The organism is Pseudomonas veronii (assembly GCF_001439695.1).
Lineage (GTDB): Bacteria > Pseudomonadota > Gammaproteobacteria > Pseudomonadales > Pseudomonadaceae > Aquipseudomonas > Aquipseudomonas veronii.
Genome location: NZ_JYLL01000004.1, coordinates 222,220 through 242,506 on the forward strand (window position 1 = coordinate 222,220; position 20,287 = coordinate 242,506).

The 20,287-nt window shown below is 59.6% G+C and carries 17 protein-coding genes; 10 read left to right on the forward strand and 7 right to left on the reverse strand.

All coding sequences use genetic code 11. The annotated features are described in order from the left end of the window. From TU80_RS07130 to TU80_RS07165, 8 genes are all read left to right on the forward strand, one after another. The gene (locus TU80_RS07130; protein ID WP_026140301.1) at nucleotides 1-405 is read left to right on the forward strand and encodes a DUF4150 domain-containing protein; all 405 of its coding nucleotides are present in this window, start codon (nucleotides 1-3) and stop codon (nucleotides 403-405) included. Nucleotides 406-440: 35 nt separating this feature from the next. After that, nucleotides 441-1,043, forward strand: coding sequence for a type VI secretion system lipoprotein TssJ (tssJ, locus tag TU80_RS07135; protein WP_032804928.1), 603 nt, complete (start codon nucleotides 441-443; stop codon nucleotides 1,041-1,043). 63 nt (nucleotides 1,044-1,106) lie between these two features. Continuing rightward, the gene (gene tssK / locus TU80_RS07140) at nucleotides 1,107-2,489 is read left to right on the forward strand and encodes a type VI secretion system baseplate subunit TssK (RefSeq protein ID WP_046489506.1); all 1,383 of its coding nucleotides are present in this window, start codon (nucleotides 1,107-1,109) and stop codon (nucleotides 2,487-2,489) included. Then, on the forward strand, nucleotides 2,486-3,154 hold the full coding sequence (locus tag TU80_RS07145) for a DotU family type IV/VI secretion system protein (protein ID WP_046383451.1): 669 nt from the start codon (nucleotides 2,486-2,488) through the stop codon (nucleotides 3,152-3,154). Before tssK ends, TU80_RS07145 begins: the two co-directional genes overlap by 4 nt. Beyond that, nucleotides 3,154-7,095: a type VI secretion protein IcmF/TssM N-terminal domain-containing protein gene (locus TU80_RS07150; protein ID WP_046383452.1), complete on the forward strand. Its 3,942-nt coding sequence runs from the start codon at nucleotides 3,154-3,156 to the stop codon at nucleotides 7,093-7,095. Before TU80_RS07145 ends, TU80_RS07150 begins: the two co-directional genes overlap by 1 nt. Next, nucleotides 7,095-10,274 carry a response regulator gene (locus TU80_RS07155; RefSeq protein ID WP_186355013.1) on the forward strand — a complete coding sequence of 1,060 codons (3,180 nt, stop codon included), beginning with the start codon at nucleotides 7,095-7,097 and terminating at the stop codon, nucleotides 10,272-10,274. The genes TU80_RS07150 and TU80_RS07155 overlap by 1 nt, the downstream gene beginning before the upstream one ends. Next, a complete protein-coding gene (locus tag TU80_RS07160; protein ID WP_057004124.1) occupies nucleotides 10,267-10,914 on the forward strand; it encodes a response regulator in 648 nt (215 codons plus the stop codon). The genes TU80_RS07155 and TU80_RS07160 overlap by 8 nt, the downstream gene beginning before the upstream one ends. Before the next feature lie 250 nt (nucleotides 10,915-11,164). Then, nucleotides 11,165-12,037 carry an ADP-polyphosphate phosphotransferase gene (locus TU80_RS07165; RefSeq protein WP_057004125.1) on the forward strand — a complete coding sequence of 291 codons (873 nt, stop codon included), beginning with the start codon at nucleotides 11,165-11,167 and terminating at the stop codon, nucleotides 12,035-12,037. 154 nt (nucleotides 12,038-12,191) lie between these two features. On the opposite strand, the gene copD is transcribed toward TU80_RS07165, so the two are convergent. The 7 genes from copD to TU80_RS07200 form a co-directional block, all read right to left on the reverse strand. Further along, complete coding sequence (gene copD / locus TU80_RS07170; RefSeq protein WP_057004126.1) at nucleotides 12,192-13,136, reverse strand: copper homeostasis membrane protein CopD; 945 nt, start codon at nucleotides 13,134-13,136, stop codon at nucleotides 12,192-12,194. Nucleotides 13,137-13,139: 3 nt separating this feature from the next. Then, nucleotides 13,140-13,526, reverse strand: coding sequence for a copper homeostasis periplasmic binding protein CopC (copC, locus tag TU80_RS07175; RefSeq protein WP_057004127.1), 387 nt, complete (start codon nucleotides 13,524-13,526; stop codon nucleotides 13,140-13,142). A 78-nt stretch (nucleotides 13,527-13,604) separates the two neighbouring features. Further along, the gene (locus TU80_RS07180) at nucleotides 13,605-14,489 is read right to left on the reverse strand and encodes a copper resistance protein B (protein ID WP_057004128.1); all 885 of its coding nucleotides are present in this window, start codon (nucleotides 14,487-14,489) and stop codon (nucleotides 13,605-13,607) included. Nucleotides 14,490-14,498: 9 nt separating this feature from the next. After that, nucleotides 14,499-16,364, reverse strand: a complete 1,866-nt coding sequence (locus TU80_RS07185) for a copper resistance system multicopper oxidase (RefSeq protein WP_057004129.1) — start codon at nucleotides 16,362-16,364, stop codon at nucleotides 14,499-14,501. A 267-nt stretch (nucleotides 16,365-16,631) separates the two neighbouring features. Beyond that, nucleotides 16,632-16,904, reverse strand: a complete 273-nt coding sequence (locus tag TU80_RS07190) for a heavy-metal-associated domain-containing protein (protein ID WP_057004130.1) — start codon at nucleotides 16,902-16,904, stop codon at nucleotides 16,632-16,634. A gap of 265 nt (nucleotides 16,905-17,169) precedes the next feature. Continuing rightward, nucleotides 17,170-17,601: a hypothetical protein gene (locus TU80_RS07195; protein WP_057004131.1), complete on the reverse strand. Its 432-nt coding sequence runs from the start codon at nucleotides 17,599-17,601 to the stop codon at nucleotides 17,170-17,172. A 101-nt stretch (nucleotides 17,602-17,702) separates the two neighbouring features. After that, complete coding sequence (locus TU80_RS07200) at nucleotides 17,703-18,098, reverse strand: hypothetical protein (RefSeq protein ID WP_057004132.1); 396 nt, start codon at nucleotides 18,096-18,098, stop codon at nucleotides 17,703-17,705. A gap of 374 nt (nucleotides 18,099-18,472) precedes the next feature. Here TU80_RS07200 and TU80_RS07205 point away from each other — a divergent pair, with 374 nt between their 5' ends. Both TU80_RS07205 and TU80_RS07210 read left to right on the forward strand, forming a co-directional pair. Then, nucleotides 18,473-19,012, forward strand: coding sequence for a hypothetical protein (locus TU80_RS07205; protein ID WP_057004133.1), 540 nt, complete (start codon nucleotides 18,473-18,475; stop codon nucleotides 19,010-19,012). Nucleotides 19,013-19,625: 613 nt separating this feature from the next. Next, a complete protein-coding gene (locus TU80_RS07210) occupies nucleotides 19,626-20,243 on the forward strand; it encodes a CatB-related O-acetyltransferase (RefSeq protein WP_057004134.1) in 618 nt (205 codons plus the stop codon). The last annotated feature ends 44 nt before the right edge of the window (nucleotides 20,244-20,287 follow it).

Sequence of the window (20,287 nt, forward strand, 5' to 3'; positions counted from 1 at the left end):
ATGTATATGCTCAATAATGGCGGTGCGATGGCGCTGTCCACGGTGCCCGATATCTGCAAGACGCCCGTTCCGCCCGCCGGGCCAGTGCCATTGCCTTATCCCAACGCTGCCGATACCAGCGCCGCGGACCCGGGTGGGTTGGTGATGGACGTGCTGGTGGACGGCATGCCAGCGATGAATATGTCGAGCAAGGTGTTGATGACCAGTGGCGATGAAGCTGGGGTGGCCGGTGGCGTCACCAGCGGCAAGGTCAAGGGTGAAATGATCTTCATCGATGGCAGCACCAAAGTGATGGTCGCCGGTAAGCCCGCCGTGCGTGTCACCTGCCAGACCATGCACAACGCCAATAACACCATGGGGACGGTTTCGCAGCCGAGCCAGACTGCTGTGCTGGTGATGGCGTGAGCAGCGCGGGGCGTGCGCCCTCCATCAAGTTTTCCATGGGCGGACTGGCCCTGTGCATCCTGCTCGCCGCCTGCAGCAGCCAGGACCTCACCCCCGAGCAAAAGGCCCTCACCGCGCTCAAATGGGACTACACCGAAAACGCCATCGAGCTGAGCTTCACCGCCGACAACGACCTCAATCAGTACGACGGCCAGGCGCATAACCTGTTGGTGGTGGTCACGCAGTTCGATCAGATCAGTGCGTTTTCCGCCTACACCGGCAGCTCCCAGCAACTGAGCAGCCTGCTGCTGATGAACAGCGCGCCGCCCGGGATGATCGGGCTGACGCGGCTGTTTATCGAGCCGGGCCAGACCCGCCAGTTGAGCCTGCCGCGACTGGAGGGCGCGAAGATGGTCGGTATCGCCGCCGGTTACGCGCACCTGGACCCGACGCGCAGCGTCAAGCTCTATCAGATCGGCGTCGACGTGACGTCGACAGGGTTTTTCAGCAAGACCTGGACCGCCACCCCGCGCCCCATCGCCATTGACCTGCTCGTCGGGCCCGATGCGCTGTTGCGTGGCAAGGAGAGTCGCCTGGCGTTGCCCAAGCCGGTGCAGCCCCGAGAGGGTGAGGTGCGCCTGCCCGGCGCACAGGACTGAGCTGCTTGCCGTGAGCGTTGCAGTGGCCACGCTTTTTCAATTTTTTGCCTGAAACCGAGCCCTATGAATATCGATCAGTTGTTGTATTGGCACCAGGGCTTGTTCCTCCAGCCTCAGCATTTTCAACAGAACGATGCGCGTATCGAGCATCGTCTGACCCGGACCACAGAGTTGAACCATCCGTACCCGTGGGGTTTGATCTCGCTGAAGATCAACGAGCCCGCGCTGGTTGCCAAACAGTGCCTGCTGGAGCAATTGTCGGTGCGCTTTGCCGAAGGCACGCTGGCCGAATATCCGGGCAATGCGATGCTGGAGTCGCGCACACTTGACCTCGGCGAATTCAGTGGCGGCCGCACGCTGTTTGTGGGGCTACGCCGCTTGCTGCCGGGGGACGCCAACGCGCAGGTGTTCGAGACACTGTCGGCGGGGTCCCGGGCCGAAGCGCGCTTTATCGTGGCGGCCGATCCGGAAGTGATCGGTGACCGTCTCGGCGACTCCCCGGAAGCGCGGGTGCGCCCCATGTCCTATGTGTTGCGGCTGTTCTGGGACGATGAGTTGGAGCATCTGAGCGCCTACGAGCTGCTGCCGATTGCACGGCTTGAGCTAGACGGTGATCGCCTCCGGCCGGCCCAACGCTACGTGCCGCCGTCGGTCAATCTGGCGGCATCGCCGATGCTCCTGCAAACCTTGCGCGAAGTCCGCGACGAACTGGTCGGCCGGGCGCGGCAGTTGTCGGTGTACAAGCAGCCGGGGGAGTCGCGGCGGGGCGATCTCGACGCGGCCCAGGTCAACCACCTGATGGCCCTGGCGGTACTGAATCGCTATGGCCCGTTGCTGACGCATTTGCTGGAAACCCCGCAGGTGTCGCCATGGCAGCTTTACGGCACCCTGCGCCAACTTGTTGGTGAGTTGAGTCTGTTTTCCGATGTCTGCGACATGCTCGGCGAAACCCCGGATGGCCGTCTGTTGGTGCCGGCCTACAAGCATGAGGACGCGGGCGCGGCGACGATCGCACTGGTGGCCCTGATCGGCCAGCAGCTCAATGAGATCAGCATCGGCTCAGAGTTGCTGGTCCACCTGCAACTGCAGGACGGGTTTTATCAGGCTCCATTGCCGGACGCGTTTTTCGGCGCGCGGCATCGTTACTATCTGGTGGCGCGCAGTCTGGTCGATCCGGTGTGGCTGGCCGAGTGCCTGCCGTTGGATGGCAAGCTGGGAGCTCTCAGCGTCATGCAAGGCCTGGTCAACCGCGCGTTGCCCGGGGTTGAGTTGATCTATCTGCAGGTTCCGCCCCAGGGCTTGCCGCGGGTGGCCGGCGCGTTGTACTTCCGCCTGGAAACGCTGAGCGAGGGTTGGGAAACGCTGCAGCAGGAGCGTCAGGCGGCGTTCTTCCTGCCCCAGCCGCCGGCTGACCTGAGTATCGACCTGGTGGTGGTTCGCACATGATCAATCCCCGCCTGGCTGACTGCTGGATGTCGAGTTTCGAGGCTGCCAAGCGCGGCTTCGTTGATCCGGCACAGTCCTATGAGACGCTTGCGCCGGCGCTCATCGTGCAGCTCGATGGCGCCGCGAATCGGGCCCGCGAGCTGCACTTTGCCGAAGCCGAAGTGCGCGAGGCGCTGTTCGCAGTGGTCGCCTGGATCGACGAAGCGGCCATGTCCGGCGAATGGCCCGGGGCGGCCGAATGGCGGCGGGCGCCGTTGCAGCGCCACTATTTTTCCACCAGTCGTGCCGGTGTCGAGTTCTTCCAACGCCTGGAGGCTTTGCCCGAGGCGGCGGTCGGTGCCCGCGAGGTCTTCGGCCTGGCCTTGCTCGGCGGTTTCCAGGGGCGTTACGCGACCCGCCCGGGTGGTGAACTGATGCAATACCGTCGGCTTTGCCTGGAGCGGATCATTCTCGATCGGCAGATGGTGCCGCTGGACGCCAACAGCCATCTCTTCGAACAACCCGAGGACCACCTGCCAACGCGCCTGCGTGTGGTGCGCCGGGGCTTGCCCGGTCTTTCGCTGCTGTTGCTGATCGGGGTGCCGTTGATTCTGTTGACCGTGCTTTACATCAGTTTCGATCTCTCGCTGGGTCGACAAGTCAGCCAATTGCTGGAGATGCGCTGATGTTGAAGAAAGCAGGGGTGTTGTTGCTCTGGGTGCTGCTGCTGGCGTGCATCGTGCTATTGCTCTGGGGCCTGGCGCTCTACAAAAGCTGGCCATTGTGGTACGTGCCGCTGATTTGCATCGTGACGCTGTTGGTGGTTTTTTGCCTGCGCGGGGTCGGGCGACGCTGGTATGCCTGGCGCTTGCGTCGCCGGATGAACAGCGAGTTGCCCCAGAGTCGTCGCGATGAAGCGCCGGCGCTTGATCAGGACTGGAACAGCGGCGTGCAGATGTTGCGCCAGTCGCGCCTGAGTCGATTGGGTTCACCGTTGTATGTGCTGCCCTGGTTCCTGACGCTGGGCGAGAGTGGCAGCGGCACCCGGCGGTTGCTGGGCAACAGCGGGCTGACCTCGGCCTTGCGTTCGACCCGCGGTGGAAAGCCGGCGGCCTCGACTGGCACTCTGGATTGGTGGTTCCTTGAGCGTGGCGTGATCATTGACCCCGCCGGCCGCATGGCGGAGGGCAACAGCGACGCCGGCCCGGAATGGCGACGGTTGCTGTACTGGCTGCTGCGTTCGCGGCGCCGCGAACCCCTCAACGGTGTACTGCTGGTGATCGACTGCCAGCGCTTGTTGAGCGACTCCGATGCGCGCCTGGCCGAGCAGGGACACAATCTGCGCCGCCGCCTGGATGATCTGGTGAAGGTCTTTGGTGCCCGTCTGCCGGTGTATTTCATCATTACCGGTGCCGAAGCCTTGCCGGGTTTCACCCAGTGGGCTTGCGCTCTCACGCCGCCACAACGCGAGCAACCGTTTGGCCTGCTCAGCCAACAGCGCACGGGGGCGGCGCAGGTGTTTCTCGAAGAGATGTTCAGCGGGCTTGGCCAGCGTCTGTTCGACCTGCGCATCGAGTTGGGCGTGCGTGGCCTGCCGGATGAAGAGGCTTTCAGCCTGCCGGAGCGCATCGTTGAACTGCGCTCGCGTCTCCAGCATCTGCTGTTACCCGCGTTTGACGCCAACCCCTACAGTGAGTTGCCGCTGCTCTGCGGGCTGTTCCTGACCGCGCAAGGGCAAGAGGCAGACGGCACAAGCGAAGGCTGGTTCAGTCATGAGTTGCTGGGCAGGCTTTTGCCTGCGCAACGCCACGCCTATCAGCCCATCGATAGCTGGCATCGCTGGCGCAGGCTGTTGGCCCACGCCGCAGTCATCGGCTGGCTGGGGCTGTGTATCGGCTTTGGCGCATTGCTGGTGTATGCCGACCACCACACTCAAGCCGTGCTCACCGACGCGCTGGACGAGCCGCCAGCGGCCGAGGACTTCAACGGTGGGCTGGAGAGCGACCTGGATGCGCTGCGTCGGTTTCGCCAAGCGTTGATCAGCTTATCTGACCAGCAGCAGGGCGGATGGCATGGTTTGCTGCCGTTCTCACGCCATATCGAACAGGTCCAGGAGCACTACCGCTCTGACTACGTGAGGTTGTTCGACAGCGAAATACGCACGCCGGTATTCGATGGTTTCATTTCGCAGAACCTGCGCGGCGCGTTGAACAGCGGCGATCCACGGCTGATTGCCGCGTATGCCGAATTCCTCGTGCGCCGGATCAACCTGCTCGATGCCCGCCTGAATAACCAGTCGATGGATAACTTGCCGCTGCCGGGTTCCGAGGTGGGTTTCCTGAACCTGACCTACGGTTCCAAGGAAGCGACCAGCGCCGGGCAACTGGTCACCCTGGGGAGCAGCTATCGCTCCTATCTGGAGTGGCAAACCGATATGGCGCAGATGCAGGGCCAACGCGCCGCCTTGCTGGGCCAGCTGGAGAGCATGGGGCTTGAAGGGCGCCCCCTGACGTGGCTGAAAGCCTGGGCGGAACTGCAGGGCAATCTGCAACCGATCCGGCTGACGGAATACTGGAGCGATAGCGATAACCCGGGGTTGAGTCTTTCCGGTGCCTATACGTTGCAAGGGCACAGCGCGATTTTTGCGTTCATGGATGAACTCGGCCTCGCCAGCCGTGACAGCGCGTTGTGGAAGACACAGCGGGTGAAATTCCTCGATCAGTACCAAAGCGATACCCAGGACGCCTGGTATCGGTTTATCCAGGGCAGCCTGCTCAGTGCACAGACACGCTTGAAGACGCGCAGTGACTGGCAATTGGCCCTGAGTGTGGTCGGTACGCCCAATGATCCGTTCCTGAAGCTGTTGCATCGCAGTGCCGAACGGTTTGCCTTGATCCCGCCCGAGCAGCGGGCACCTTGGGCGAGCCGCGCGGTGTCGCTCGATCGTTTGCTTGAACTGGCCAGTAACAACGATCTGCATGCCGAAGCGGGGGCGCTGGGCAGTCTGAAAATCACCAATGCCCTGGGCGGCGATATGCTCAAGGGCGTGGCCAGTGGCGGTTCGATCGAGAGTGGCGTCAACGGCTTGCGCGACGAGTTGACCCAAGCCCGTGCCTTGGCCAGGTTCCAGCAGTTGATGAAAGGTGTGGTGGCCGATCTGCAGAAAAGCGATGCGCAAGCGTTCCAGGTGGCCGTGGAGACGTGGGGCTTCGGCGCCGATCCGTCGGTGAAGTCCGCACCGCTCTGGGAAGCCGACAGCGTGCGCAGCGCCTTGATCCAGGCGCTGAAGGGGCCGGACCCGCGTGAAGATGCGGTCTGGGCGTTGGCCACCGGCCAGTTGGATTTCTCCTCACATTACGCCGCCGAAGTGGCAGCCTGCCGCCTGCAAGGCGACTGGAGCGGGCAGTTGCTCAGCTCGATTCAGGGCGTGCAGGACCCGGTCATGCTCAACGAGTTGCTGTACGGCGAGCGCGGTCAACTGCCGGCCTTTATGAGCGGAGCGGTGAAAACCTTCGTGCAACGCGATGTGCAGCGCTACAGCGGACGGGAGGCGCTGGGTGTGCAAATTCCGCTGACCGGTGCGTTCTACGCCTATGTCAGCCGCATGCAGCATGCGCGCAACGATCTGCTCGGTGCCGAGCGACAGAGTCAGGCCCAGCAGGCCACGGAGCAGCAAAGCCGACAGGCACTGGAAGCCGAGCAAAAAGGCCTTGTGGCGCAACGGGCGGAGCTCAAGCAGAGCATCGCCATACTGCAGGCCACCGCGGCGGTGGTGGAATTGTCCGCCGCGCCGTCGCAGGTCAACCTTGGTGCCCGTTCGCTGCCCCAGCAGACGCGCCTGACGCTGCAATGCAGTGGCCGTTCGACGGTACTGGACAACTTCAACTTCCCCACCAGCGCCAGCTTCGTCTGGGCGCCGGGGGCCTGTGCCGATGTCGCCCTGGAGATCAGCTTCGCCAACTTCAAGCTGACCCGGCACTGGACCGGAGACCGCGCGTTCGTGGACTTCCTGCGGCTGTTCAACGGTGGGCAACACACCTTCAGCGCCGACGATTTCCCCGGCCAGCGCAATTTGATGGGCAGTGAGAATCTCATCGGCATCCAACTGACGTACCGCCAGGAAGGCGAACAGGTGTTGCTGGACAAGTACGACCAGGCCGACCAAATGCAGCGCGAGGCCAATCTCATCGATGCACGCTTGAGTGCCACCGCCGAACAGTTGGCGGCGATGGATACCCAGGCGGCCGCGACGAATGTGCGGCTGGCTGCCCTCGGTTCACCCGTCGAACAGGGGGTCGCGAGTATTCAACCGCCGACCCAGATTGCCTGGTGCTGGACGCCCCGGCCCGTGGTAACGGGGCTGTCGGCAGGTGAAGGGCTGCGCTTGGATCTTGGCACCTATGGCAACGAGACGCGCTTGAAGAACCTTGAGGAGCAGCTGCGTATCCTCGGCTTGACCAGCCGGCGCGAAGCCACGCAGGCGATAACGGGTGACAAGGTGACGCGGTTGCTGGTGGTGGCGCTGCGTGACGACGCGGCTGCGCAACGGGCGATCCGCGATATTGTGCGCAAAATGGGCGTGGCCGCCACGCTCGACAGTGCCGCCGCCAGTAAGGTCGACCTGTGATGAAGGGGTGGCGCGCGTCACTGGCGCTGCGCATTACCTGTGTGTTGGCGCTGGTACTGGCGTTGAGTTGGTGCGTGGCCGCCGGGCTTAGCGCCTGGCGCACGTATGAACAGCTGCAAGGCAAGGCGCTGGACGATCTCAGCCAGCGCCTGGCGCTGCTCTCCAGTGTCGACAATGACGATTTTCGCGATGCGGAGGAGGGCGCCAGACGACTCATGTCACGCTGGAACGGCGGCGCGGTAAACGAGTTCGGCAGCAATATTTTCCAGCGCAGCACCCTGCATTGGGTGCTCAACCCGCCCGGGCAGGGCGCCACGGACACTGCCGCCGCCACTGAGCGGTTGGCCCGCGCCGCTTCCGCAGCCGAAGCATTCGGCACGGCCGGCCAGGCGATGACCGTCGATACGTTTTTCTATTTTCCCGACGCGGGGGCGGCTTTTTCCACGCAAGTCGATATTCCTTCGGGCTTCGCCCAGGCCCGGGCGACCCATTTGCGGGCGCTGTTCGAGGGGCTGCCGGCAGGTGGGCCCGAGGTTGTGTGGGACGGCCCCTATTACGAGCCGTTGCTGGGCCGCCAGTTGATCAGCGTTGCGATGGTCGCCCGGGATGCATCGGGCAAGCCATTGTTCATGACCGGCTATGAACTGAAGCTGGATGAGCGATTGGCCCGTATCGGGCAGTTGCTCAATGGCTATCCCAGCCTGTTGCTGGATGCACAGGGTCAGCGCATTGCCGACCTTTCCGGCAATACGCTGGGGGCGGTTTCCCACGACAGGCTCAAGCAACTGATCGCGGATTTGCCTGCCGCAGTCGGCTTCCCGCAGATCGGCCGCTTCGACGCCGACACGCCGATGATCGTCGCTCACCTGCCACAACCGGATTGGTATCTGTTGACGCTGTATCCGCAAGCGCAACTGCGCGCCGGCGCGTTGGGCCTGATTCTTGCCGAGGTACCTTTTGCGATTGTCGGCTTTATCCTGCTGGCCCTTGGTTTGCTCTGGGTGTTGCATCGCGAGTTGGCGCAGCCGCTGGCCCGGTTTGCGCGGGAAATCGAAGAGACCGCTCGCGGCGACGACCTGTCGCGTCGTTTGCCAGAGGCACGCACCGATGAGCTGGGACGCTTCGCCAGGGCGTACAACCGCTTGCTCGATGCATTGCAGGCCGAGCAGGCCGGGCTGGAGCACCTGGTGGAGGTCCGCACCCAGGAACTGCAGGGCGCCCGGGATATGGCCAACCAGGCCAACCAACTCAAGGGGCAGTTCCTGGCCAATATGAGTCACGAGATCCGTACCCCGATGAACGCGGTCATCGGCATGAATCACTTGCTGGCGGATACGTTGCTCACGGCGCAACAACAACATTTTGTCACGGCCATCCGTGAGCACTCCGAAGCCTTGCTGGCGCTGATCAGCGACATCCTGGACTTTTCCAAAATCGAATCGGGCAACCTGAATATCGAGCAGGTCGAGTTCGATCTGACCGAAGTGCTGGAAGATGTCACCGAGCTGTTGGCGCCGCGCGCAGCGGAAAAGGGCCTGCGGATGATCTGCCATATCGCCACCGATGTACCGGGGCAGGTGATCGGCGATCCGTGGCGACTGCGGCAGATTCTGCTCAATCTGCTGAGTAACGCGGTCAAGTTCACGGCCAGCGGCTCGATTCGCCTGCTGGTCTGGCGGGGGGATGGCGACCTGCTCGGATTTCAGGTGATCGATACCGGCATCGGTATCGCGCCATCCGCACAGCGCTCGGTGTTTGAGGCGTTTTTGCAGGCCGATGCCTCCACCACCCGAAACTACGGCGGTACCGGGTTGGGCTTGTCCATCAGCCAGCGTCTGGCCGGCTTGATGGGCGGCGGTATCGCGTTGCACAGCCAACCGGAAGTGGGTTCGACCTTTGCACTGACCTTGCCCTTGCCGCAGTGTCCGGCGCGCGCGGCCGACGCCCCGAGGTTGTGGGGGCTGCGGACCCTGGTGGTGGATGAGCACGCCGATGAACGCGGGGCATTGATGGAGATGCTCGGCCAGTGGCAGATGCTGTGCCAGGAAGCGGCGTCTGCCGAAGAAGCACTGAGCCTGATGCACGAGCAGGCGCAATTGGGTGTCCGGTTCGACTTGGTATTGGTCAATTGGCGCCTGCCCAGGGTCGATGGTGTCGAGTTCGCCGACCTGTGCCGTGCAGCCCCGGCGTTGGCAACCGCGCGTATCGTGCTGATGGCCTCGCAGGTCGAATCACTGCCGTCCGCCGATGAACTGCGCGCCCACGGCCTGGCTGCGTGCGTTGTCAGGCCACTGCGTCGCCAGCATTTCTATCGCACCTTGTGCGAGGTGCAGAGCGGCGCAACGCCGACGCTCTGCGAAACGGCCTCGCCGCTGCGCAGCCTGGAGCGGCATGACGTCAGCCTGGATGTCCTGGTGGTCGATGACATCGCCACCAATCGCGAGATTACGCAGTTGTTCCTGGAGCGTTTCGGCCATCGCGTCGCTCATGCCCGCGACGGTGTCGAGGCCCTGGAAATACTCGGCCGGAAGATCTTCGATGCGGTCTTGATGGACGGGCAAATGCCGCGAATGGATGGCATGGAGGCGGTTCGTCAATTGCGTTCGGGGCAGCGCCCAGTGCTGGATGAGGATGTTTACGTCATCGCCTTGACCGCCAATGCCATGAGCGGTGACCGGGAACGTTTCATCGAAGCCGGCGCCAATGACTATCTCGCCAAGCCCGTGCTACCGACGCAGCTGTTCGATGCGATCACGCAGGTGATTGTGCGCCAGCAGGCACGCGGGATGGAGTTGCGCAGCGTAGAGCCCACCGCACCGAGACTGGCACGGACCGTACCGCCGCTGACGCCTCTCCAGGAACAAGATCCACTCCGCGCACCTCGTCTGCAGCGTTTGTTCATGGCGGACTGCCAGGCCTTGCTGGTTCGGCTCAAGGAGGCGGTCGCGCAGGTCGATCATGCCGAAGCTGCGCGTATCGCCCATAGCCTCAAGGGAAGTGCCGGGCAATTCGCTGAAGCAGCGTTGGAGGCGTCGGCTGCGTTGATGGAACGGGCCGCCGCTGACGCGGATACCGCCACGATGGTCGCTGCGCTGTTGCAACTGGAAATGCATGGTCTGACCCTGGCTGCGCGTCAGCCCGGCCTCTCTGAAAAAACTGGAAACCCTGACGATGCCTGAGTGCCGTTTACTGCTGGTGGATGACCACGCGATGATTCGCGAAGGGTTATGTGCGCTGCTGGCCGATGTGCCTGAGCTGAGCGTGGCTGGCGAGGCCGAAGACGGTCAGCAAGCCGTCGCCATGTGCCGTGCCTTGCAACCCGATCTGGTGTTGATGGACCTGAATATGCCGTTGCTCGATGGCGTCTCGGCCCTGACCCTGATCGCCAGGCGCTGGCCGGCCATCCTGATCATCGCCCTGACTTCCACGGTCTCCGAGCATAACGCCGCGCTGGCGCTGGAGGCCGGCGCGGTCGGCTATGTGCTCAAGCGAAGCCGCCGCGAAGATTTGCTCCAGGCGATCGCCCAGGTGCGCGCGGGGAGAATCTATATCGATGCCGGTCTCGATGCCGCTCAAGTCATGGCACTACGCGGCGCTGGGCACACGGCCAGCGGTGTCGGCCTGACCGGGCGAGAACGCCAGGTCTTGAAGCTGGTCGCCGAAGGCGCGCGTAATCGCGACGTTGCCGAGATCTTGTGTATCGGCCTCAAAACCGTAGAGACCCATCGGCTCAACCTGATGAAGAAACTGGACGCACACAACGCTGCCGATATGACCCAGTGGGCTTATCGGCTAGGTCTGCTTGGAGAGGATCAATAACCGGCGTTGTGCTCTTGCTCAGTGGTCGCGGGCCGATGGGGTAGGGTGGGGCAGGCCTGCGAAGGGGCAGGGCGTTGATCACCAGGCCCAGCGTATTGCGCGGAAGGCGGGTGATCGCATTATTCGGTTATGCGCTAGTCTCCTGTCTAATCCTGAACGACACTTTGAAGGTTGCATTGATCAGATGGCGAGTTGCCAATGCAGCTTCAAGACAACCAGTCACCGCGCCAGCGGCACCGAAAGGCGGAATATGAAAATAAACTCGGCGGATTTTAGAGTACGGGAAGGCGACGAGGTCAATCTCCATAAGTGGCCGACCAAGGTGGAACCTTTCTACAAGTCAAAACAGCAATATCGCCAGCTTCTGACAACGCATGTTGCGCAACTGAGCGCGCAGCAGCAGCTGCTTTACGCGTCCAATCGCCATGCCATTCTGCTGATTTTCCAGGCGATGGATGCCGCAGGAAAAGATGGTGCCATCAAGCATGTGATGTCAGGTGTGAATCCGCAAGGTTGCCAGGTATTCAGCTTCAAGCATCCCAGCGCGGCTGAGTTGGAGCACGACTTTCTATGGCGAACCACACGCAACCTACCGGGACGCGGACAGATTGGCATATTCAATCGGTCGTACTACGAGGAGGTACTGATAGCCCGTGTCCATCCGGAAATTCTCCGAAGCGAGGGCCTCCCGGATGCTCTTGAAAACAATAGTACTGTCTGGCGGGAGCGATATCGTTCAATCTCCAATTTGGAGCGCCACCTGTCAGGTAACGGAACACGCATCATCAAATTTTTTCTCCATCTGTCGAAAGAAGAGCAACGAAAACGCTTCCTGGACCGCATCGACAAGCCGGAAAAAAACTGGAAATTCAGTGCTGCGGATATCGAGGAACGCAAGTATTGGAAAGACTATATGCAGGCCTACGAAAAATGCCTTAGTGCAACGAGCACGACTGAGACGCCTTGGTATGTTGTGCCTGCCGATGACAAGAAAAATGCCCGACTGATCGTATCTCAGATATTTTCAGATGTGCTGGATGGGCTGAAAATGTCATATCCAAAGACCAGTGAGGAGCGTCACCAAGAACTGCTGGATATCCGCAAGCAGCTTCTGGAAGAATGAATGAACGGTGCCGCTTTATCAGTATGCGTGAGAGGCTGATAGATGCCAGTTCAAAAAAACATGCTTTGGGACCTGGTTGAAAATCTGGCGGAACTTGGCAGGCTCAGAATTGAGCAGTTTGGTTTGTCCCGGAGCTGGTCGCTCATCATTCACTTCATGGGGACTCAGCGGACATCTCCATCTCTGGGCTGAGTGTGCCGAGCCAGGCAACCAGGCCCATAATGATCACCGCGACCGAGAACTCTAGAATCATGCTGCGCCGTAAAGCGTTTATCGCGACGGTGTGAGTATCTGCCTGAATGGATCGCTCAAGCAGCGGGCTCAGGTGAAAGCGGTTTACCGCCGCAAATACCAGCATCCCCGCGAACAAGAAGACCTTCAAAGACAGCAGGGCCCCATACGTGCTGGAGGTCAATGTCTCGAATGCTGGCCCGACAACCATCAGATAGTTGACGATCCCGGTGATAGTCAGGGTTGCGACGATAAGCGTCCCCGCTGATTCGAAACCAGTCAGCGTTCGAGCCAGCAACCGTATCTGCAGATCGCCTGTGAGGTTGGTTGAGCGCAATAACAGCGCAAATGCAGCGAGAGCGCCCAACCAACTGCCTGCACCCAGAAGATGGACAATATCGCTGGTGAAGTGCAGGTAGCGTCGACTGCCTTCATCCATGGCGCCATGTCCCGTCCAGGCGAGCGTCGCGAGGGCGATGGCCCCACACAATGTGGCCAGCCAGAGGCTCAATGCCGGGCTTCGTCGATTGAGAGTCGCGGCGATGACCGCCAAGGTCAATGAGGCTATCCGAACCATCCAGGTCAACCCGACGTCAGTGTCCATCAACATCATCTGCAGGATGTGGTGATGCAGCTCCATGACGCTGGACACGCCGCTCATCGTCTTGGCCATCTGTAGCATGGCCACCATCGATAGCAGTATGCCGATAAGGGCAGTTCCCACCAGCAACGACCCAAAATTCAACACGGCACCGTCTGCACGTTCCTTTCCTCTGAGACTGTACAGGCCAAACAGTGCCAGCCCGAAGAGCAGCATCAAGTCGATATAGAGCGCGAAGCGAAGGCTAATGTAGATGGAGTCGTCCATGGATCACTTGACTTTAAAGGTCACGGTACCTGTGATCGGGTGGGTATCGGAAGAAACCGCCCTCCACTCGACCTTGTATGTGCCAGGTGTGAGCGGCGCTGCCGGAGTGATGACCATCATTTTCGGATCGTCGCTACCCGCGACACTCGCTTTGACACCCATGGGGGAGTGGGCGGACATGCCCGGCATTTCGGTCATGATCAGTTTCGCGCCGGAAAACTGGGTGGTGAGCTTTTCCGAGAAACTCAGTTCGATTTTTGCCGGTGCAGCCACGGTGGCGCCATCGACCGGGGTGGAGGACAGTAATTTTGGATGCGCCTGGGCGGCAGTGCTCAACAACAAACCGATGCTGAGTGCAGCGACAACACCGAGGGCTTTAAACGATGACATGCAAGGCTCCTGACGGCCTGGGCCGTGGGTGGGGTGTTACTGTTAGAATGGATGTAGGGATGTATCTTTCGGTCAGGTTTAGAACCACATTCGCACACCGACGACAAAGCGCGTATCGCTCTGGTCTTCGCCTTCTTCGAGGCGGTAATCTGCCGTTTTGCCGTAGGCGCGGTTCCAGGTCACGCCGATGTAAGGTGCGAACTCGCGGCGTATTTCATAGCGCAGTCTCAGGCCGACCTCGGTGTCCGACAGCCCTGAGCCTGTGGCCCGTTGCGGGTCGTTTTTGCCATAGAGGTTGATTTCCGCAGTGGGTTGCAGAATCAAACGGTTGGTCAGCAAAATGTCGTAGTCACCCTTGAGCCGCAGCGCGGTCTGGCCGGCCTCGCCCAGGTAAGCGGTGGCTTGAGTTTCAAAGTCGTAGAGCGCCATGCCTTGCAGTCCCAGCGCCGCCCAGGTCTGCGGTGCACCAGGTTTGAAGTCTTGTCGCACACCACTGACCACGTCCCACCAGGGACTGACGGCGTGTCCCCAGAGTGCCTGAAGCTCAGCGCTTTCGGTCACGCCATTGGTTCGCTCGCCTTCGGTACGCAACCAGAGGCGATCCGTGTCGCCGCCAATCCAGCCGTTGGCTTCCCAACGTAATGCGCTGCCCTTGTCAGCGTCTTGCCATTCGAGTTGATCGATCAGGAAAAATGAGTTGATGGCGCTGTCGTGCATCTGGTGGCCGGCATGGCTTTCAAACACCGCCGCGCGATCGGCATCGGTGAGCGCCGGAATGGGTGTACGGCTTTGCTGGGGCGCTGCGGGTTTCATACCCTGCATCTGGGAGTGATCCATCTCCTGCATCTGGTTGCCGTCCATACCTTGCATTGGCTCGGTCTGCCCATAAGCAAGCGTCATGACACCCATCCCGAGGATGGCCAGGCCGGCGAGTAGCGGTTTAGCGGTTCTATCGAAGTTCATGTCTGGCTCCTACTCTTGTACACGGACTTCGCGGAACATGCCCATTTCCATGTGGTACATCAGGTGGCAGTGGTACGCCCATCGCCCCAGGGCGTCGGCGGTCACGCGGTAGCTGCGTTTGGTGCCGGGCGGCATGTCGATGGTGTGTTTGCGAACCATGAAATCACCGTTTTCATCCTCCAGGTCACTCCACATGCCATGCAGATGAATGGGATGCATCATCATGGTGTCGTTGACTAGAACCACTCGGATGCGCTCTCCATATTTGAGATGAAGTGGTTCGGCGTCCGCGAATTTGACGCCGTCAAAAGACCACGAGAACTTTTCCATGTGTCCAGTCAGGTGCAGCGTGATGGTGCGGCTGGGTTCCCGACCATCGGGATCCTGGAAGGTGCTCTTCAGGTCTGAGTAGGTCAGCACCCGGCGACCGTTGTTTCTCAGTCCCATGCCAGGATCGTTGAGTTTCGGTGTGGGACTCATCGTCTGCATGTCGACCAGCGGGTTATTCGCTTCCGAGGCCGGGTGAGGCTCCATCGAGTCCATGCTGCTCATGCCCGGCATCGAGTGCCCCGACGTGTCTGCCGAGCCTGGCGTCTGACTGTGATCCATGCTCTGCATCGATCCACCGTCCATGCCCGTCATACCCTGCATGCCGTTGTCCTCGCCGGCCGCCATTTGGCTGTGATCCATACTCTCCATGCCTTGCATCGAGTCCTGGGTCATACCCGTCATATCGCCATGATCCATGCCGGCCATATCCCCCATGCCCATGTCGCTCATCGTGATCAACGGACGTGGATCCAGGGGCGGCACAGGGGCCGAGAGCCCTTCATGTACAGCCAATGTGCCTCTCGCGAAACCGGTGCGATCCATCGACTGGGCGAACAAGGTGTATGCATTTTCGGTGGGTTCGACGATCACATCAAAGGTTTCGGCCACGGCGATGCGGAACTCATCGACGCTCACCGGTTTCACGTACTGCCCGTCTGCGGCGACGACAGTCATTTTCAGCCCAGGAATACGCACGTCAAAGTAGCTCATCGCCGAGCCGTTGATGAACCTCAGGCGCAGCCGTTCGCCGGGCTTGAAAATGCCTGTCCAGTTGCTGTCAGGAGCCTGTCCGTTGAGCAAGTAGGTGTAGGTGGCGCCGCTAACGTCGGCAAGATCGGTGGGGTTCATGTTCATTTCAGCCCACATTTTCCGATCCGCGACGGTGGCAGACCAACCGTTCTTGCTGACGTCATCAATGAAGTCGCCGACGGTGCGCTTGTGCAGGTTGTAGTAACTGGATTGTTTCTTGAGTTTCTTCATGACCCGCGCTGGGTCTTCATCCGTCCAGTCGGACAGCATCACCACATAGTCGCGGTCATAGCTGAAGGGTTCGGGATCCTTTGCATCGATGACCAAAGGGCCGTAGACGCCGACCTGCTCCTGGAACCCGGAATGACTGTGATACCAGTAGGTGCCGTTCTGTTTGACCTTGAACGAATAAACGTACAGGCCGCCCGGTTCGATGCCGTGAAAACTCAGACCCGGTACACCGTCCATGTTCACCGGCAGAATGATGCCGTGCCAATGGATCGAGGTGTTTTCCTTGAGCCGATTCCTGACCCGCAACGTCACCGTATCGCCCTCGCGCCAGCGCAGTATCGGGCCGGGGAGGCTGCCGTTGATGGTCATGGCGGAGCGGGGCGTGCCCGTGAAGTTCACCCCCATTTCACCGATAGTCAGATCGAAATGAGTGCCCGCGAGCACATTCGGCTGCCCCTGACTGGTAATTGCCCACACCGGGCTGCGCCACAGCCCAAAGCCTGCGAGTACCCCGCCTGCCGCCAAGGCTTTCACGAAAGTGCGTCTTGATGTTCTGGAATGCATCGAGGGGTATCCAGTCAGTCGGAGTCCAGGCAGATACGAAAGCGCTGCCACAGTAGGGCCATGGCTCGCTTCAGAGAGTCGGTGCCAGCCGCCATTTTGCGAGCAAGATGTCACATCATCAGCCCGCGCGTGATTACATTTCCGTCAGGTTGGCGGCGGCAATTTGGCTGCGCTGCGATAGGGCAGCATCGATAGAGTTGTCTTGTTGTGATAGGCCGTGTCAGGTTAGCCCTGACGTAGTCGTCAATTGCCGTTTAAAAATATCGCTTACCGACAGCAGCAACCGCCGCCGTTCCCGCCACAACCCGAGGCGTTCTTACTCGGTACGCTTTCCATTGTCGCCAACTGTGCTGGATAGCCAGCCTCCTGCAGGGCTGTAAGCAGCGCATGGCTGTCCGAATCGCCGCTGACCTTCACCCGTCCAGCTTGTAGATCCACTGCTATGTCACTGACGCCTTCAAGTGGGCGCAGCGCTTCGGTGACGTGTTTGACACATGAGCCACAGCTCATGCCCTGGACTTGCAGTTCAACGGTTTTCATCGGTGACTCCTCATAACAAAATGCATCATGCAAAGGCTGAGGCATTCGGCTTTTCTGCGACGTTGCCTTATCTTCAACCTTGCTGCGATGGCAAGGTCAAGCGGTCGTTATCACTCAATCAATGGAAGCCTGGCGCAGGCCATCGTGATTTTGTACTCCTAAGGGAGTGCTATCGAGTAGTACGGCGGTGTCGCTCTAGCCATGCAGGCCATGGCGACACCGCCGTTGCATTGCCAGCGCCGCAATCCTCGGTGGATAGCGGTCGTCACTTCTTCATTGGCATATCCATCATCGACGACTGCTGATCCATCATTTTCATCATCATCTCCATCATTCCTTTACCCATACCGTCCTTGGAGCCAGACATTCCCATGCCTGAGCCCATCTCCGCGCCCGTACAACCAGCAGCACCTTGCTGCTTACTCATCATGGCCAAGCTGTCCTTCATCGTTTTCATGCCCTCTTGCATGGCTGCTTGCCGTTCGGCTGGTGTCTTCGCGGCGGCGACTTTGTCATGAGCGGCCTGCATTTTCTGCATTTGCTCGCTCATCGCTTTATTCATCGCCGACTCGGACGGTGCGCTGGCAGCCGTTGCGCTGGCAGGTGCGTCGACAGGGTGATGCTCATCTTCGGCAGAAGCCATGAAGACGCTGCTGGCCAAAATGGCGGCAAGAACCAGTTTCAATTGTGTTTGCATGGTGAACTCCGGGTATTTAGAGATAAGCAGGGACTACTAAGCCGCGCCGAATCGGCGCAATGAAGCAGAGCGGCCACGGTGTGACCGCCCTGAAAGGCGAATTAATCGTTGAAGCGGACGAATATAAGGCGGGCTGGCGGCCCCGATGGGGCGGGGCGCTTCAGTGCGAGTGCAGCGAAGGTTATTGTTTGAGCGAGGTTAAGCAGCAGCATCGCAGGTAACAGCAAGGCAAGCGCTAAACTGGCGAGATCCACTGTCGGGATCTGCGATGTGGGACTGATCGCCTTTGCTGCATCGGCACAATGCTTAAGGCAACCGCTGGCATGCAGCGCATGTTCATCCACCTGTTGCAGCGTGGAAGGAGCCTCGTGCGTTGCACTCAGGCTGTGCTGCGGCTGCACCAGGCAGCCGTGAAATACCGTCACGATCACAGCCAACACCCACACCCCTAGGGTGAGTCGCAAAAGATCGCGGTAGTGATGACGGAACCAATACATGACGTGCTCCACGGGCCTGTTAGACCCTATTTGTTTCAGTGTAGACACCCAGGCAGTCGCAGAGTTGACCTCAATCAGGTAAGTGGGTTTTTGGGTGCGGTTGGGCAGCAAGGCTGTTGCACGGCAAGCAGGTGTTGCTGCGGTCATGATTCCGAGAGTGCAATCTCCCCGAGTCGGTTTATTTCGGCAAAACTAAACTCAGCTTTCTTGGATGCTGGCCATCCTCGCCGGCTGTTCATCGGCAGGCTGTTTAAATGGGAGCTTGGGTTTGACGGTGATGCCGGCGGCGATCAGAGCGCTGCATAAGGACTGAGGCGCAGCGAAAGCGAGTCGCGCAACTCGAAACTGCCAATGCATAACAATCGGTAAGTGCCATGAGAAAAAAACCAGAGCATCACCTTCAACTTCGAGTACGCGAGCTTGGGCAGTTGTTTAACTCGATGGATCCGACACCTTTTCTTAACAAGGATCTAGATCGCGAAGCTGAAGCGTTCATTGAGACTTGGGCGGCGGAATTTTCGTCGGACAGCCGGCTTCGTATCACAATCCACCTTGAGCACCTACCAGCAGAGGGCGATCCAAGTGCGATCATGATCGAGGCAATCCACAATTACTTTGATCATAAGGCAGGCCTCACGCGCAGTGAGTTAAAACACCTCCTTCGAGATGGCCGCATCAGTCTGGTGATCGGCATCGCCTTTGTTACCCTTTGCCTGATTGCAGTCGATGTCATTGGCCAACTGGGCACTGGCGCTGTAGTCGACACAGCGCGCGAAAGCCTGATGATCGTTGGCTGGGTGGCAATGTGGCGACCGCTGCAGATTTTTCTATATGACTGGTGGCCGCTTTTAAGATTGATGCGTGTCTACAAAGCCATCAGCCATGCACATGTTCGAGTGGTGCAAGGTAAATAATTTCTGCCGTAAGCCGAAAGAGGCCGGTATCGGCGATGTATCTGCTAGTCCACATTTGCCGCTATCAATAGTTGAGCATCTTTTCTAGCCCCTGGATGCAAATAGGCCGCCAATGACTGTAGGGAGGAAAGATTGGGAATGGGATGAATGGCCGCGTCATTGGTGAACCCGCGCTAGAATCTTTGCGTGGTGCATTTACGTTTAGCAGACGTACTGGGTGCTAGCCAGTCACCAAAGCTTCAGATACGGAAACGGAGATTCCGTGACAGGGCGACCTAAGGGCGGGTGTGAGAATGGAGCGTCAACGGCACTGATTTTTCAGCAAACGGGGTTTTGTGGAAAAGCGACTAGGGGTAAGTGGAAATGGACAGCGCGAATCCGCGGCTTCCTAACCTGGCACAGGATTTAACATAATATACATTATGCGAACCTCCATATGCAGAACTGTGGGCCTGTTGTGGTCAGATTTTATGCCTGGCACTGCCTCTCGCCCTCAGACCTGAGGCCCAACAGGTCGAAAAAACAAACCCTCCATTTCACTTGCTAGCTTGCAACCCCGTTTTTCATTCTTCAGGATAACGTCCCATTCCAACGTTTGAATAAGGTTCTTCCCATGAAGCTACTGCGCATCTGGCGCGATCGTCAGGAACGCAAAGCGCTGCGTGCACTGCCGAAGCTTGAGCGTGCAACACAAAAACTGCGCAACCGTTATCCGCAATTCAGCTTTGGAATTGGCACCTATGGCGATCTCAAGGTACATGACTGGCATGAAGGAACCACATTGCGTGTAGGCGCTTATACGTCGATTGCCGGTAACGTCGAAGTCTATCTGGGCGGTCATCATCGCATCGACTGGCTAAGCTGTTATCCGTTTCCCGCCAAGGTCGAAGAAGTTGCCTACATCACTGACTTCGGCGGCAGCAATGGCGACGTCGTGATCGGCAATGATTGCTGGATCAGTTCCCATGCAAAGATCCTTTCGGGTATCACCATTGGCGATGGCGCCGTTGTGGCGGCCGGCGCGCTGGTGACTAAAGATGTGGCGCCCTATTCCATAGTAGGCGGAAATCCCGCCAAGTTTATCCGTTGGCGTTTTGATGAGCCTGTTCGCCAGGTCTTGGAACAATCCGCCTGGTGGTATTGGCCTGAGACCGAGGTACGCAGCGTTGCACATCTGCTGTGCTCCTCTGATATCGAGCCGTTTATCGAGTACTTAAAACAACGCCAGTAAACTGGGAAAATATAACTCAACTAAATAGCCATTTAGTTGAGTTA

Coding starts and splice junctions, on each gene's coding strand:
- TU80_RS07205 (WP_057004133.1), top strand. CDS start 18,473: ATGAGAAAAAAACCAGAGCATCACCTTCAACTTCGAGTACGCGAGCTT.
- copD (WP_057004126.1), bottom strand. CDS start 13,136: ATGGACGACTCCATCTACATTAGCCTTCGCTTCGCGCTCTATATCGAC.
- tssJ (WP_032804928.1), top strand. CDS start 441: ATGGGCGGACTGGCCCTGTGCATCCTGCTCGCCGCCTGCAGCAGCCAG.
- TU80_RS07160 (WP_057004124.1), top strand. CDS start 10,267: ATGCCTGAGTGCCGTTTACTGCTGGTGGATGACCACGCGATGATTCGC.
- TU80_RS07195 (WP_057004131.1), bottom strand. CDS start 17,601: ATGCAAACACAATTGAAACTGGTTCTTGCCGCCATTTTGGCCAGCAGC.
- TU80_RS07130 (WP_026140301.1), top strand. CDS start 1: ATGTATATGCTCAATAATGGCGGTGCGATGGCGCTGTCCACGGTGCCC.
- TU80_RS07185 (WP_057004129.1), bottom strand. CDS start 16,364: ATGCATTCCAGAACATCAAGACGCACTTTCGTGAAAGCCTTGGCGGCA.
- TU80_RS07155 (WP_186355013.1), top strand. CDS start 7,095: ATGAAGGGGTGGCGCGCGTCACTGGCGCTGCGCATTACCTGTGTGTTG.
- TU80_RS07150 (WP_046383452.1), top strand. CDS start 3,154: ATGTTGAAGAAAGCAGGGGTGTTGTTGCTCTGGGTGCTGCTGCTGGCG.
- TU80_RS07190 (WP_057004130.1), bottom strand. CDS start 16,904: ATGAAAACCGTTGAACTGCAAGTCCAGGGCATGAGCTGTGGCTCATGT.
- TU80_RS07145 (WP_046383451.1), top strand. CDS start 2,486: ATGATCAATCCCCGCCTGGCTGACTGCTGGATGTCGAGTTTCGAGGCT.
- TU80_RS07210 (WP_057004134.1), top strand. CDS start 19,626: ATGAAGCTACTGCGCATCTGGCGCGATCGTCAGGAACGCAAAGCGCTG.
- tssK (WP_046489506.1), top strand. CDS start 1,107: ATGAATATCGATCAGTTGTTGTATTGGCACCAGGGCTTGTTCCTCCAG.
- TU80_RS07180 (WP_057004128.1), bottom strand. CDS start 14,489: ATGAACTTCGATAGAACCGCTAAACCGCTACTCGCCGGCCTGGCCATC.
- copC (WP_057004127.1), bottom strand. CDS start 13,526: ATGTCATCGTTTAAAGCCCTCGGTGTTGTCGCTGCACTCAGCATCGGT.
- TU80_RS07165 (WP_057004125.1), top strand. CDS start 11,165: ATGAAAATAAACTCGGCGGATTTTAGAGTACGGGAAGGCGACGAGGTC.
- TU80_RS07200 (WP_057004132.1), bottom strand. CDS start 18,098: ATGTATTGGTTCCGTCATCACTACCGCGATCTTTTGCGACTCACCCTA.